Source organism: Parabacteroides sp. AF39-10AC (assembly GCF_003635405.1).
GTDB lineage: Bacteria > Bacteroidota > Bacteroidia > Bacteroidales > Tannerellaceae > Parabacteroides > Parabacteroides distasonis.
This window is the reverse complement of sequence record NZ_QTLP01000005.1, coordinates 193,643-208,519: the sequence shown is the minus strand read 5'-3', so window position 1 is coordinate 208,519 and position 14,877 is coordinate 193,643. Positions and strand designations below refer to the sequence as shown.

11 protein-coding genes are annotated in these 14,877 nt (G+C 46.2%); all 11 read left to right on the top strand.

What is annotated here, in order from left to right:
- Position 1 precedes the first annotated feature (1 nt).
- From DW033_RS06530 to DW033_RS06480, 11 genes are read left to right on the top strand one after another with little or no spacing between them, the layout of a single operon-like run.
- Positions 2-1,558, top strand: coding sequence for a polyprenyl synthetase family protein (locus DW033_RS06530; RefSeq protein ID WP_122144740.1), 1,557 nt, complete (start codon positions 2-4; stop codon positions 1,556-1,558).
- 13 nt (positions 1,559-1,571) lie between these two features.
- A complete protein-coding gene (locus tag DW033_RS06525; RefSeq protein WP_122382568.1) occupies positions 1,572-2,444 on the top strand; it encodes a hypothetical protein in 873 nt (290 codons plus the stop codon).
- Entirely contained in the window at positions 2,441-4,159 is a 1,719-nt protein-coding gene (locus DW033_RS06520) for a prenyltransferase/squalene oxidase repeat-containing protein (RefSeq protein WP_036615187.1), read from the top strand. Before DW033_RS06525 ends, DW033_RS06520 begins: the two co-directional genes overlap by 4 nt.
- Positions 4,160-4,167: 8 nt before the next feature.
- The gene (locus DW033_RS06515; protein ID WP_122144743.1) at positions 4,168-5,589 is read left to right on the top strand and encodes a PQQ-binding-like beta-propeller repeat protein; all 1,422 of its coding nucleotides are present in this window, start codon (positions 4,168-4,170) and stop codon (positions 5,587-5,589) included.
- A gap of 39 nt (positions 5,590-5,628) precedes the next feature.
- Complete coding sequence (locus DW033_RS06510; RefSeq protein ID WP_036615182.1) at positions 5,629-6,672, top strand: hypothetical protein; 1,044 nt, start codon at positions 5,629-5,631, stop codon at positions 6,670-6,672.
- An 8-nt stretch (positions 6,673-6,680) separates the two neighbouring features.
- A complete protein-coding gene (locus tag DW033_RS06505) occupies positions 6,681-7,256 on the top strand; it encodes a ferredoxin (RefSeq protein ID WP_005866845.1) in 576 nt (191 codons plus the stop codon).
- 4 nt (positions 7,257-7,260) lie between these two features.
- Positions 7,261-8,544 (top strand): 4Fe-4S binding protein, encoded by a 1,284-nt coding sequence (locus tag DW033_RS06500; protein ID WP_122382567.1) that lies wholly within the window; start codon positions 7,261-7,263, stop codon positions 8,542-8,544.
- Positions 8,541-10,337: a PQQ-like beta-propeller repeat protein gene (locus DW033_RS06495; protein WP_122382566.1), complete on the top strand. Its 1,797-nt coding sequence runs from the start codon at positions 8,541-8,543 to the stop codon at positions 10,335-10,337. Before DW033_RS06500 ends, DW033_RS06495 begins: the two co-directional genes overlap by 4 nt.
- A 1-nt stretch (position 10,338) precedes the next feature.
- A complete protein-coding gene (locus DW033_RS06490; protein ID WP_122144745.1) occupies positions 10,339-12,729 on the top strand; it encodes an NAD(P)H-dependent oxidoreductase subunit E in 2,391 nt (796 codons plus the stop codon).
- Between the two features lie 4 nt (positions 12,730-12,733).
- A complete protein-coding gene (locus DW033_RS06485; RefSeq protein ID WP_122382565.1) occupies positions 12,734-13,702 on the top strand; it encodes a 2Fe-2S iron-sulfur cluster-binding protein in 969 nt (322 codons plus the stop codon).
- 15 nt (positions 13,703-13,717) lie between these two features.
- The gene (locus DW033_RS06480) at positions 13,718-14,866 is read left to right on the top strand and encodes a PQQ-binding-like beta-propeller repeat protein (protein WP_005866855.1); all 1,149 of its coding nucleotides are present in this window, start codon (positions 13,718-13,720) and stop codon (positions 14,864-14,866) included.
- The last annotated feature ends 11 nt before the right edge of the window (positions 14,867-14,877 follow it).

Sequence of the window (14,877 nt, the reverse complement as noted above, 5' to 3'; positions counted from 1 at the left end):
CATGGAAAACAAACTGATACATAACATACCGGCATCTTATGCTGAACGGGATGAATTGCGTAATCGAATTCAAGCATTTGTGGACGATTTAACGATCCAGCCCCCACTGTCCTTGGACGATTTGTCGAACTTCGCGGATCAATTGATTCGTGAGTATGCACTAGACGTAGAGGTAAGAGGGTGGCTGATGGTAGAGATCCATAATCAAGTATGGAAGGAAACGGTCGCTTCCATTCCCTATGAGAGACGTGTATTACTACTACCTAAGTGTTTGAGTAATTCTGCTAAATGCCAGGCGGAAATTGATGAATTAGGTCTTTTATGCCATCGATGTAGTCATTGTTCGATTCCCGATCTTCAAGATAAAGCGGAAAGTCTGGGCATAATGAGTATTGTCGCGGAAGGTTTTACTTCCGTGGTAGGCTTGATACAGAATCGGGTAGTTGATTCAGTGATCGGGGTAAGTTGCTTGGATTCTTTAGAAAAAGCTTTTCCCTTGCTTATCAGTAATGCTGTTCCGGGCTTGGCTATACCCCTAAATACGTCCGGATGTAAGGATACCCATGTTGATTATGAATATGTGGTTCGTATGATGGGGATGCGCTCGGATAATGAGGCTAGGCTGTTGGATTATGATGGATTACGAGCGGATTTGAAAAGATGGTTCTCGAAAGAGAATTTAGCAGGCCATTTCTCTCCGGCTAAAGACCAAACCTCTTCGGTCGCCTTAGAATGGATGGGCGGTGAAGGCAAGCGATGGCGTCCTTATTTATTGGCGGCTACTTATCTGGCTTTGACCGGGGGGGCTGAGGTTCCGGACGATGTACAGCGGGCCGCTATTGCGGTGGAATGTTTCCATAAAGCCTCTTTAGTGCATGATGACATACAAGATAATGATAAGGAGCGGTACGGTAAACCAACGATAAATGCTTTGTATGGTGTGCCTATAGCGATTAATGTCGGTGATATCTTATTGGGTGAAGGCTATCGGCTTTTATCTCAGTGTGATGCGAGAGCACTAACAGCGGTGGCTGCTGATGCGCATATAGCGCTTTGTAAAGGACAAGGAATGGAACTGGAATGGAGCGTTTCCCCTCGCCCTTTGACATTGGATTGGGTATTGGAAATATTCTGTAATAAGACAGTCCCTGCCTTCGAGGTATCCTTGGTATTAGGATTGATCTGCGCAGGTGATGACGAGCTGCTTCGTCGGATCTTTCATCAGTATTCCCGGGCATTGGGTATTGCGTATCAGTTATTGGATGATATAGAGGATTTTAAGGATGACCGGCCGGTAGCGTTAAGGCCCTCTGCCGTATTAGCCGTGCTTTGTGAGCAAAATCCGGAACCTGTATTTACGCGTTCCCTTTTGGAATGTGAGAATTTGAAGGCTTTCTTAGGCTGTTCGGAGAATAAGCCGCTTTTGCGAACGGCTCTTGAACGGGTCGGGCAGATGGCAGATACATATCATCAAGCTGCGTTGACAGCTTTGCATGAGATCAAGAATGTGGAGTTAAAACGACTTCTTTTCCGGGTAACCGAACGAATCTTGAAATAAATGACTGTTTGAGATGAAAACTACGATATCAACAAGATTGATGCATACCCTTTACGGAGGGAAAAAGCGGTTGGGAAGTGAGGCCCTTCTGCGTTTATCGCGCTTTGTCGAATCCCAGAAGACCGAGGGGGATACTTTCGTAAACAAAAGTGGAGAGGTTGATTTGTACTATACTTCGTTCGGCTGGCTTCTGTCATACGTATTGGGCATTGATTTGAGTATGGAGAAAAGGAGATCTTATTTGGAAAAGCAGCCTGTAATGTCGTTGGATTTGGTTCATTATGCGGCCTATATGCGTTGTGTATTGCTACATTGGTTGATGAAAGAGGGAAAGTTCCGTTTTCTATTGGGGGCAATGCGTCCGATGCCGATTAGGAGTCTTACTTCTTTTATGGATCTGCCTCATGATGACATATGGTCTCCTTATACCCGGTTTATTTGGATGTCTTTATTGGAAGATACACAAAATAAGGAAAACGAAAAAAAGGCCGTCTTGGAAAAGCTAAGGTCTTATCGTGTAAAAGGAGGCGGCTACTCGAATTTGCGGGATCGGGAGGTCGCTATGACAAACGCTACGGTCGCGGCCCTTGCGATTATCGGGCAATTGGAGGGCTATAAGCCGATCGACGATCTTTTTTATTTACGGGATACGCAGGATGAGACCGGTGGTTTCAAAGCTGGACGAGGAGCTCCTGTTCCGGATCTTCTTTCTACGGCTACGACCCTTTTTCTTATGGGATGCTATGATATACGACCCGTTAGGCCAGTTCATGATTTTATTGAGGCTCATTGGTTGGATTCGGGTGGTTTCTCGGCGACACTGCTGGAAGATAGTAGTGATGTGGAGTATGTGTTTTATGGATTATTGGCATTAGGAGCGTTATGAGAACAGAACAGGTAAATGAAATGATAGCGGACATTACCCGGCAACTTTTACAGAAACGGTCGTCCGATGGAGTCTGGAGGGGGGGGTTATCTTCAAGCGCAATCTCGACATCTGTCGCTATTTTTGCTTTGTATCAAATTGACTCGGATACGTATGAGCCATATATAAGGAAGGGAGCCGGATGGTTGAAGAAAACGATGCGTGCGGATGGTTCTTGTGGGGATAGCGTGGAAAGCCCTTCTAATATGACAGCTACCCTGCTTTCGTATGCTTCTTTATATGCGGTGGATATACCGCCTCATGAGACAGAAACCTATTTGAAGGAACGTTTAGGAGGGAATACGGATGAGGATATCGTACAGGGGGTTCTCTCTTATTATGGAAAAGACTTGACTTTCTCCGTTCCTATTTTAGTTATGTGTGCGTTGACGGGAGTTATTACACATTGGGATCGTATCCCGCAATTGCCTTTCGAGCTTTCCGTGTTACCTCAACGGCTGTTTCGCTTTCTGCGATTACCGGTCGTTAGTTATGCGATACCTGCCTTAATAGCGGTGGGAATCCTTCGTTATAAAAAGGGAAAACGGGATTTTTTATCATCTGTTCGGGAGTCGTTTATAGGGAAATCCTTACGTGTATTAGAGAAGTTGCAACCCAGTCATGGTGGTTTTCTGGAAGCTGCCCCATTGACCGCTTTTGTTAGTATGTGTATGAGTGGGGCCGGTTTCCGGGAACATGCGGTAACACAAAAGGCCGCTCAGTTCTTGATAAAAACGGTTCGTCCGGATGGCGCTTGGCCGATTGATACGGATTTGTCTTGCTGGGTTACCTCTTTAAGTATAAAAGCATTAGGGGAAGACTTGGAGGATAAAACTTTTTTTATTGAACGGATAAAGCGGAATGCTTTTGCCTTTAGGCATCCTTTTACGGGTGCCAAGGAAGGTGGTTGGGGATGGAGTGATCTTCCCGGGTCTGTGCCTGACGCGGATGATACTTCCGGTGCGCTGGTCGCTTTGCATGTCTTAACTGGCGGGACTTATAGCGAGGAAGTAGGTAAAGGTGTGGAGTGGCTTTTAGCTTTGCAAAATGAGGATGGGGGAATGCCTACTTTTTGTAAAGGTTGGGGGAAACTCCCTTTCGACCGGAGTAGTCCCGATATCTCCGCGCATTCACTTTTGGCTTTCGAGCTTTGGCAGGATGCGCTCCCTAAGGAATTGAGGGTTAAATGCCGGAGGAGTATCCGTGGGTTATTGGGTTGGATGTGGAAGATTCAGTCATCGGATGGTTCATGGACTCCTTTATGGTTTGGAGACCAAGATGCGAAGGATGAGCGTTCTCCTGTTTATGGTACGGCGATGGCGGTGGAATATTTGTCGACTTCCCGGAATCCATTGGCTCGGAAGTTGGCGGAGAATGGTCTCCGGTATCTTTTAGATTCTCAGAATGAGGATGGGGGATGGGGAGGTGCTCCCAAGGTTGCCTCAAAAATCACTTTGACAGCCCGTGCGTTAAGTGCCTTGGCTTCTTATCCTGAAAGTGATCTTAAATCGATGGAACGAGGCTTTGATTATTTATATGGTATGTATCAAAGCGGGCTATTGTTCCGTCCCGAACCTATAGGGCTTTATTTTGCCCGTCTTTGGTATTCGGAGGAATTGTATAATCACACATTTGTGCTGAATGCGCTGAAGAAGTTGAAACAACGAATAAAATAAGATAGATCGTGAAAGAGAGAAAGACCTTATTAATAACGGTTGCTACGGTATGTATTTATACCGCTATCCTCGTAGGGTGGCATTTGTATGTCCCTCGTGAGAATCTTACGATTCAGGTTCCCGGAGCGGATAATCGCCCGGAGGGATTGGCTCGTAAAGCGAATGATGTCGTGATCGGTGAATATTTCATGAAATATGAGGAGGAGCCTCCTTCCGGACTTACGGGGGAATGGACTGGATTTAGAGGGGAGCGTTTTGATAATGTAGTTGAGACTCCGGACAAGATCAATACCGAGGCGGGAGATTACCCCGTAGTATGGAGCTTTGAGACAGGTGAAGGACATGCGGCCCCTGTGATCTATAAGGGCAGGGTATATGTATTGGATTATAATGAGTCCTTGAACTCTGATGCTTTGCGTTGTTTTTCCTTGGAAAGTGGTAAAGAGCTATGGCGGAGATGGTATAGGGTTCCTATGAAACGTAATCATGGCTTTTCGCGTACGGTTCCGGTTATACGTGACGAGTATGTGATAACGATCGGTCCTCAAGGGCATGTAATGTGTTGCGATCCGGTGACTGGTGACTTGAAATGGGGTATTGATATGCAAAAGCAGTTTAAGACGGAAGTCCCTTTCTGGTATACCGGGCAGTGTCCTTGCGTAGATGATGATGTTTTGGTCTTGGCTCCGGCCGGTGAAGAGACTCTATTGGCGGGTGTGGATTGTCTTACGGGTGAGATCGTGTGGAGTACTCCGAATACATTGGGTTATAAAATGTCGCATTCTTCTGTAATGCCGATGAGTTTGAGTAATAAGAGAACATATGTTTATGCCGGAGTGGGAGGTGTTTGCGGCGTATCGGCGGAAAAAGCGGATCGGGGTACTCTCTTATGGGATACAAAAAAATGGCAGCCTTCCGTGATCGCTCCGTCTCCATTACGTTTGTCATCAAGCCGGATATTCCTTGTGGCGGGCTATGGGACGGGAGGGGCTCTCTTACAAGTGGATAAGGCAGGATCGAAGTGGACCGCTACGGTTTTGGACCAGTATAAAGCGGATAAGGGCTTATCTAGCGAGCAGCAGACACCTATCCTATATAATGATATGATCATTAGCGTGATGCCGAAAGACGGCGGGGGATTACGTAGTAAACTGGTCTGTTTCTCGCCTACGGATTTGCATAATCCAATTTGGAGTTCCGCTGCGGATGAACGTTTTGGACTTGGTCCTTATTTAGTTATCAATAAGCATCTGTTTGTTTTCAAGGATGATGGTGAATTATATGTATATGAGATACAGTCTAAAGCGATGAAACTTTTGAAAAAGCAACGAGTCATGGACGGTGTAGACGCTTGGGGGCCGATGGCCTATGCGGATGGGATGCTTGTACTGCGGGATGCTCATACGGTTAAATGTCTAAAAATCGTATGATCAAGTAAATAAGATAATCAATTCTAAAAGATAAAAGGTATGGAACCGAATCAAGATAATGGAAATAGAATATCGCGCAAGAGTTTTTTGCGTATTTGTGGTTCTGTCATAGCGGGTGGAAGTATATTGGGGGTTACCGGTAACCTGTTATGGAAGATGTTTACGAGGCCGGATGATATTTTTTATGGGGTGGATAAAAAGAGTACTACCATAAATCGTAGTCATGTGAATAATATTGTATCCCCTTATAGGAAGGTTTCCGCATTTAAGATATCAGACCAGATCGACGCTTTTGATTTGTATGAAGGCCGGTTGATTGTTGCTGCGCCAAACAATATTTATGTGTATGAACCCTCCGGGGCATTGGTGAGTAACTTTCCGGTCGGGAGTTCTGTACGGGATGTTACGGTGGATGATGATCGTGTTTATCTTTTGTATCCTACGAGGGTGGAAGTCTATGATCTGGAAGGCGGATGGATACGGGATTGGGAGGCTTGCAGCGAGGAGTCTGATTATTGTTCGTTGACGGTTTTATCAGGGAATGTCTTTGTTACGGATGCGGCTAATAAAAATATTTGTATGTATACGATTGAAGGAGGTTTTGTGAAGTTTATTCAAAGTCCGTCCGGTTTTATCGTGCCCAGCTATTCTTTTGGTATTACGAATATAGATGGAGTGGTTTACTGTTCGAATCCGGGAAGACACCTTGTGGAAAGTTATTCACCGGAAGGCGAGTATATCTCCTCATTTGGCAAACCGGGCGGTGCTGCCGGCCTATTTAGCGGATGCTGTAACCCAGTCTATTTAGCGGGTACACCCACAGGAGAGATTATCACATCTGAAAAGGGGATTCCTCGAATCAGTTGTTACGGAAAGAATGGCGAGTTCCATAGTGTATTATTGGATGAAAAAACATTGGGAGGTGGCCATGCCGCTTATGAGGTGAGAGTTTGGGATGACAAGTTGGTGGTTGCCGGTAAAGATGCGTTATCGATATTTCAATATGATAAAAAGCTGGCGGTACAGACCGCATGTTCAACTTGTGGTATTGATTGTCCTTTGAAGATAGGTGTTACGATTTAAGGAAGAATATGGAACAGAAGAAAGATCATCCGAAAAATAGTCCGATTAAACGGCGAGAGTTTTTCAAGCTTTGCGGTTCGGTGGTTGCCGGAGGAACGATCCTAGCGGTTGCCGGCGGTATGGCCCGGAGGGTGGAAGGAACGGAGGCTAGTTTATTCTGGCAAATCGATCCGAATGTATGTACGCAATGCGGACGTTGCGAGACACATTGCGTGTTACCTGTCTCGGCCGTAAAATGTATTCATGCGAATAAGGTATGCGGTTATTGTGATTTGTGCGGAGGCTATTACCGAACGAACGTGAAAGAGCTGAATACTGCCGCTGAGAATATGATGTGCCCGACGGGTGCCATCCTGCGTAAATTCGTGGAAGACCCCTATTTTGAATATACGATCGATGAGGATCTTTGCAATGGCTGCGGCAAATGTGTGAAAGGATGTAGCTCTTTTGGAAATGGCTCGCTCTATTTACAGATTAAACAGGATTTGTGCCTGAATTGTAATGAATGTCAAATATCTACCGTATGCGCATCGGGTGCTATAACGAGAGTTCCGTATGCGACGGCTTATAAATTAAAAGGTTAATCGGATGAAAAAGCTTTTATCAATAGGGACCCTACTCTTTTCGTGGGTGATGCTTCAGGCACAAAACCGGTTTCCGAAACCGGATTTTGAGTCTGGTTACCAATATCCGGAATTACATTATGCCATACCCAATGAGACCTTGTGGGTGGTATTGGATCTATTTATGTTGGTACTTTTGATGAGTATCGTGGTATGGGCGGTATATAAGAAACATACCCGTAAGCCTATTTTCTGGGTTTCGGTTATCTCGGTAGCTTATTTTGGTTTTTTCCGGAGTGGCTGTGTCTGTAGCATCGGCTCGATACAGAATATAGCGTTGGCCATGGTGGATTCTACTTATCATTTACCGTTGACGGTATTGTTATTTTTTATCTTGCCAATATTATTTGCTTTTTTGTTCGGGCGGGTATTCTGTGCGGGTGTATGTCCGTTTGGGGCCCTACAAGAATTGGTGAACGTCAAGAACTACCGAATCTCGAAGGCAGTTACGGCTACGTTGGGAATAATCCCTTGGTTATATCTTATATTCGCCGTTTTATACGCTGTGACGAGAAGCCGTTTTATCATCTGTCAGTTCGACCCGTTTATTGGTATCTTCCGTTTAGGAGGAGATGTGGGACTTCTTTTGTTCGGGGCCTTGTTGCTGATTTTATCTGTTTTCACAGGGAGGCCGTTTTGTCGTTTCTTATGTCCTTACGGAGCGTTATTAAGTCTTTTCTCTTCGGTGTCTATCTGGAAAATTCGTCTTTCCCGAAAAGAATGTATCAATTGCGAACTTTGCCATAATTCGTGTCCTGTGGATGCGATCCGCTCTCCTTATGCGAACAAGGTAAAAGAGAGCCGGAAAGAAGGTGTACGGAGACTTTTAGGTTATTTGGTCGTATTGCCGTTGATGATCGCGGCGGGGGCTTTCTTGATGCGTTCGGCAAGCTCGGATTTGAGTCGGGCAAATAAGGATGTGCGTTTGTATGATATGGTGGAACGGCATGAGGCGAATCCGGAAGAGGAGCTTTCTTTAGAATTGGAGGCTTTTTACGGACAAGGGCGTACCTTGGAAGAGCTGACGAGTGCGTATGAGGCGAAATTGGACGAATTTCGTTTTTATTCCACGATAGCGGGAGGTTTGATCGGTTTGGTAATTGGTTTGGCCTTGATCCGCTTGTCCGTAAAGCGTACCCGTAAGCAATATGAGATCAATCATGCGGCTTGCGTGGCTTGTGCCCTGTGTTTCAGTTATTGCCCTCAGAATAAGAATAGTGTTGAACTGCGTAAATCATCAGAATCATGAATAAGGATATTTACAGAAATATAGCTGCGGTTACGGCTATCTTTATTATTTCGTTGTCGGTCATGTTGATCACGAATTATTTTCAAGTGAGGGGCGTTACGCCGCTTCAGACCGAGGTGGTGGAGACCTTGAAGCTACTGAACGATACGAATCCGGATAATCCGGAATTGCAAGAACAGATACGCCAATTGGATTTATTAGCTCGCAGGGCTTATTTTATACAAGCGGATCATTTGAAGTTGGGTGTTTATATCTTATTGGGCATGGTAGCCGTGTTCGTTGTCTGCTTGCGTTTTTATTTTAAGGGGGAGATGCATATCCCGGATAAGGAAATCGATCCGATCGACGAATGGATGCTGAAGTCTAAATCCCGTAAATATATAACATGGAGTATGTTCGGGTTGGTCGGAGTCTCTTTATTTTTCGTGTTCTTATCATCTCCTTTCTTAGCAACGGAGAAGACCGAGAGTGTGGCGGAGGAAACACTAATAGCCGAGAGTACGCAAGTTGAGCCTGATAGTGAGGTGATAGAACCGGCTATAGATATCGAAGAGCCGATGAATGAAGTAATTATAGATACCACTAATGATGTGACTCCGGTAGAAGAGGCTTTTCCCGCAACCAGTGAAGAGCCTCAGCCGGTAGTCCCTAAAATTACGCATAATGCGTTTAGGGGGAATTATTCAAACGGAGTGTCTGCGGCTAAGGGGATACCGGTGAAATGGGATTTGAGTAGTGGTACCAATATCGCTTGGAAAAAGGAAATACCCAGACCCGGCCATAACTCGCCAGTCATTAACGGTAATCATGTGTTTTTTACAGGAGCGGACGAGCAAGCTCGTGAGCTGTATTGCTATGATCTGACAACCGGTGAGCAGCGATGGAGTTTGGCGGCTACGAATATTCCGGGTTCGCCCTCCGTGATGCCGAAGGTGACGGAAGACACGGGCTTGGCTTCCTCTTCCGTAGCGACCGATGGGAATCGGGTATGCGCTATCTTCGCTACCGGTGATGTGGTTTGTGCGGATATGGATGGTAAACAGCTATGGGCTAAGAATCTGGGGGTTCCGGATAATCATTATGGTTTCGTATCCTCTCTCCTTATTTTCGGCAATACGCTTTTCATACAATACGATAATAATAAAGATCCGAAACTGATCGCGTTGGATGTAGCTAACGGTAACCAGCGTTGGGTGAAGAACCGGCCGGGAAAAATCTGTTGGAGCTCTCCCTCTATCGCTTACGTGAATCGGAAGCCCCAGTTGATTCTAATGGGTAACCCAGCGATAACCGCATACGACCCGAATTCCGGTGAGCAATTGTGGCAGGTGGATTGTATGGGAGGCGAGGTATGTTCCTGTCCGTGTAGTATCGACGGGGTGATATTCGGAGCTAACGAATACGCCAAGCTAGTGGCGATTAATGGCGCGGACGGAAAGGTTCTGTGGGAAAGCTCGGATTATCTGCCAGAGGTATCCAGCCCGGTAGCGACAAAAGATCATTTGTATGTGGCGACGAGTTATGGCGTCCTTGCGGCTTATGATACAAAGACCGGTGCGTTGGCTAAAGAACATGAGTTGAATGTAGAGTTTTACTCTTCCCCGATGATCGTGGAAGGCAAGCTTTATCTTTTCAGTAATGACGGGAAGATGCATATTTTCTCCACGGATAATGAATTTAACCTGTTGAGTTCTTTTGAGACCGGAGAACGTACGATGGCTACTCCTGCTTTTACGGATGGAAAGATCGTGGTGCGTACGGAAAAGAGTATTTATTGTGTAGCGATGAATTAATATGGCATGTGATAATTGTAAAAATAACGGGATCCGGACAAAAGAGGCGATGACAGCCCGGGTAGATGCGATCATCGACCGGATCGGTACGTCACGACGGGATATTATACCACTATTGCAGGCTTTGCAGGATGAGTTTAGTTACCTGCCTTCAGATGCATTATTGCGTGTATATGAACGGACGGAGATCGATCGTGCCCAGTTGATAAGCGTCTCTACCTTCTATTCCCAGTTTCGCCATGTCCCTTATGGGAAACATATCATTAAGGTTTGTACCGGTACGGCTTGCCATGTAAAGGGTGCGAATAATGTATATGACGCTTTCCGTCGGGAATTGAAGATGGAAGAGGATCGTATAACGACAGCCGATCAGGAATATTCGATAGAAAAGATCGCGTGTTTAGGATGTTGCGCCTTGGCTCCGGTCGTGCAGATCGACGAGAAGATTTACGGGCATGTACAACCGGGTAGGGTCAATGAGGTGCTCGATGAGTTCCGGATATATAACCAAGAACATGAGCGGGAAGAGGAAGGAAATGCTACTCGTCAGATCGTGGGGGAGATCCGTTTAGGGATGGAGAACTGCTGTCAGGCAAGTGGGACATCAGAGATTTATCAGGCGGTTATCAAGGCCTCCGATGAGTTGGGGATCGAGGTCAATATCAAGCCGGTATCTTGTGTTGGAGCCTGCAACCAAGTGCCTTTGATCGATGTAGCTCATCCGGATGGTTCTATCGAACGTTATCCGAACGTAAGGCCGGAGGAGATCAAAGAAATCTTATTACACCATTTCCAACCGGCAAGCCGTTTGAGGCGTTTAAAGAATTCGATCTTGAATCATATAGACATGTTTCATACGGATACGACTTGGGATAATATTCTCTGGAAATCAGAACAGGAACGGACTGGTGCGATCAACACGTTCTTGTCTGGACAAAAACGGGTCTCTACGGAAGGATATGGACTGATGTCGCCGTTGGATATTGATGAGTATATCGCACGAGGAGGTTTTGAGGCATTGAAAAAGGCGATTACGTCGAAAAGTCGTCAAGAGATTATCGATACGATTTTACGGAGTGGTCTTCGTGGACGGGGCGGCGGCGGTTTCTTGACCGGTCGTAAATGGGAACTCGTGGCGGCTTCGGATCAGCCTAAAAAATACGTGATCTGTAATGGAGACGAAGGTGATCCGGGTGCGTTTATGGATCGTATACTTCTGGAATCTTATCCATTAAGGGTTATAGAGGGTATGATTATAGCCGGATATGCCGTAGGTGCGAAGGAAGGAATATTCTATATCCGTGCGGAATATCCGCAAGCTGTTATCCGTACCCGGAAAGCGATAGAGTTGTGTCGGGAGAGAAATTGGGTGGGAGATCATATCTTTGGAAGTGACTTTTCTTTTGAGATTTCGATATTTGAGGGAGCGGGCGCTTTTGTCTGTGGAGAGGAAACCGCTTTGATCGCCTCCATTGAAGGGGAGCGAGGTTTTCCGCGGCAACGGCCGCCCTATCCGGCCGTGGAGGGATTGAACAAGCGTCCTACCTTGATCAATAATGTAGAAACCTTGAGCCAAGTTTCGTATATAGTCAATCATGGGGCTGATGAATATCGGAAGATCGGTACTGAGAATAGCAAGGGTACGAAAGTATTCGCCTTGGCGGGTAAGGTTCGTCATGGTGGTTTGATAGAGGTGCCGATGGGGACGACCTTGAACCAAATCATCGAGGATATAGGCGGTGGTGTGGAAGGCGGCGAGAAATTGAGGGCCGTACAGATCGGTGGCCCTTCGGGTGGTTGTATCCCCGCTCATCTATGTGACGCGAAGGTGGATTTTGACGCACTTACCCAAATGGGAGCGATTATGGGTTCCGGGGGAATGGTCGTATTGAGCGAGAGCAATTGTATGGTGGATGTGGCTCGTTATTTCTTGGCGTTTACTTGTAATGAGTCTTGCGGGAAATGTACATTCTGCCGTGTCGGCATTCGTAGGATGTTGGATATACTGGATAAATTATGTACCGGGAAAGCGGAGATGGCGGATATTGATAAGCTGGAGGAGTTGGCCTTGAGCGTGAAGAAAGCGGCTCTTTGCGGATTGGGGAAGACGGCGCCGAATCCCGTGTTGGCTACCTTGAAATATTTTAGGGAAGAATATGAGGAACATGTAAGGGGCATTTGCCGCACCGGTACTTGCAAGGATATGGTGCGACTGATGATCACGGATGACTGCGTGGGATGTACGAAGTGCTCCAAAGCTTGTCCTTCGGATGCGATCCCTTATACCCCGTATGAGAAACATTCGATAGATATAGAGAAATGTGTTTTGTGTGGTTTATGTATAGATGAATGTAGTTTTGACGCTATACGGAAGGTCTCTTTAAAATCTTAAGGCTATGGTGATAACAATCAATAATAAAGAAATAGAGGTATTGGAGGGAGAAACCTTGATTGAGGTAGCTCGCCGGGCAGGTTTTCGGGTCCCTTCCATGTGCTATGCGAAAGAAGCAAAGCATAAATCGTCTTGTATGGTATGTGTCGTGAGGAATAGTGTCTCCGGGCAAATGATCCCTTCCTGCTCCACGTATCCGGTGGAAGGGATGCGTATAGAGACGGATAGCGAGGAGGTATCTCGGCTTCGTGCGTTATCATTGGAACTTTTGTTAAGTGATCATCGGGCTGATTGCGAGGCTCCGTGTACCTTGGTTTGTACTCAAGGCTTGGATGTGGAACGTATGTTGTATTTATATGATGCGGGACGTTATGGGGAAGCCCGTTCGTTGTTGGCGGCTGTATTCCCCTTGCCTGCGGTAGGTTGTGATACCTGTAAGGCTCCTTGCGAGAAAGCTTGCCGTAGGGGTACGGTCGATAAGGCCGTTGAGATCCGCGCCATAATCAAAGAATTGGCCGGGAGGGTAGACTTACCTGTCGGGGATGATTATCATGTGGTGGATAAACGTGATAAGAATGTGTTTATTTCCCGCTTGGGGCGTTTTACCATGAAGGAAAAAGAGTGGTTAAAAGAGACTACGTCCGCTCCTTCCGGTTGCTTGCATTGCGCCTGTGGAGGGAAAGCGGATTGCAAGTTACGCCTATACGCTACAGAGGCTGGTATCAAACGTCCCCGGTATGAGGTTTCTTCCATGTTACCGGTAAAGGAGAAGATACATGTGAAAGGCCGGATGTGGTTTGAACCGGCTAAGTGTATCCGTTGCGGCTTATGTGTTTACAATAGTGAGAATGGTTTTACCTTTAAGAACAGGGGATTTGGCATGCAGGTCGTAATTCCCGAGGAGAGTAAGACGAATGTAAAGGAGGAACTGGCCGGACTTTGTCCTACAGGAGCTTTGTATTTAGTAGACTAAGAAAAATCTGGAATTATGAAATGGGTGAGCTTATTTATGTGCATGGTCGGTCTATTGGTTGGCTGTGAGGGAAATGAGGATACGGTGGACGATGGGAATAGCCTGAACTGGTCGTTGTTCCGGGGAGATGCCTCTTTGAGTGGATATACGGACCGGTCTTTACCGAAGAAACCTTCCTTATTGTGGAGCTATAAAAGTGGCGTACGTACGGTTTCTTCTCCAATCGTCCATCAAGGAACTACTTACTGGTGTGACAAGAAAGGTCATATATGGGGGATTGACCTAAAAGGGGAGCCTGTTTTCGGATATGACTTGGACACGCCCGTAGAGGCTATCCCGATGGTTTATGATTCAGTATTATATATAGGTAGGTTAGATGGTTGGATGAGCGCTATTTCCTTGGAATCCAGAGATACGCTTTGGAATTTCGAGACGATGGGACAAATCTCCGCCTCGCCGAACCGGGTTGGTTTTGAGGGGCGGAAGGCGATCGTGTTCGGTAGTTATGATAATTATCTTTATTGCGTGGACGAGCGCACCGGGCAGGAGATTAACCGGTTTGAGTCCGGCTATTATCTGAATGGGGCTGTGGCCTTGTGGAAAAAGCACGTTTTGTTTGGCGGGTGCGACTCTTGGATACGGGTCATTAATTGTAAGACGGGTTTGCAGACGGATTCATTGTTGATGGATTCCTATGTACCTGCTTCGCCTGCTATTATGGGGGATTATGTATATGTGGGGGATTATGCCGGAAATATTTATGAGTTATATCTGGAAGGAGGAAAGATCGTCCGGCAACGGAAGATTTTGGCGGCCACGGATGAGGGAGGTTCATTCGTATCCGTTCCCGCCATCACGGATAACAGGCTGTTTGTCTTGTCTAATGACCGTTATTTGTATTCGATCGATCGTATTGACGGGACGATAAAATGGAAGTATATGTTGAAAGGAAAGGTTGGAGAGAGTTCTCCGGTTGTTTGTTTCGATAAGGTGATTGTTTGTACGAAGACGGGTATTGTCTCGATTCTGGATACGGAGAGTGGGGATTTGAAATGGGAGTACGATACGGGAGAGCAGATCGTCGGTTCGCCGGCTGTTATAAAAGATCATTTCTTTATTCTTACTGCGAAAGGTACGCTTTTTTGTTTTGGGAAAGGACGGTAGACAAATCATAG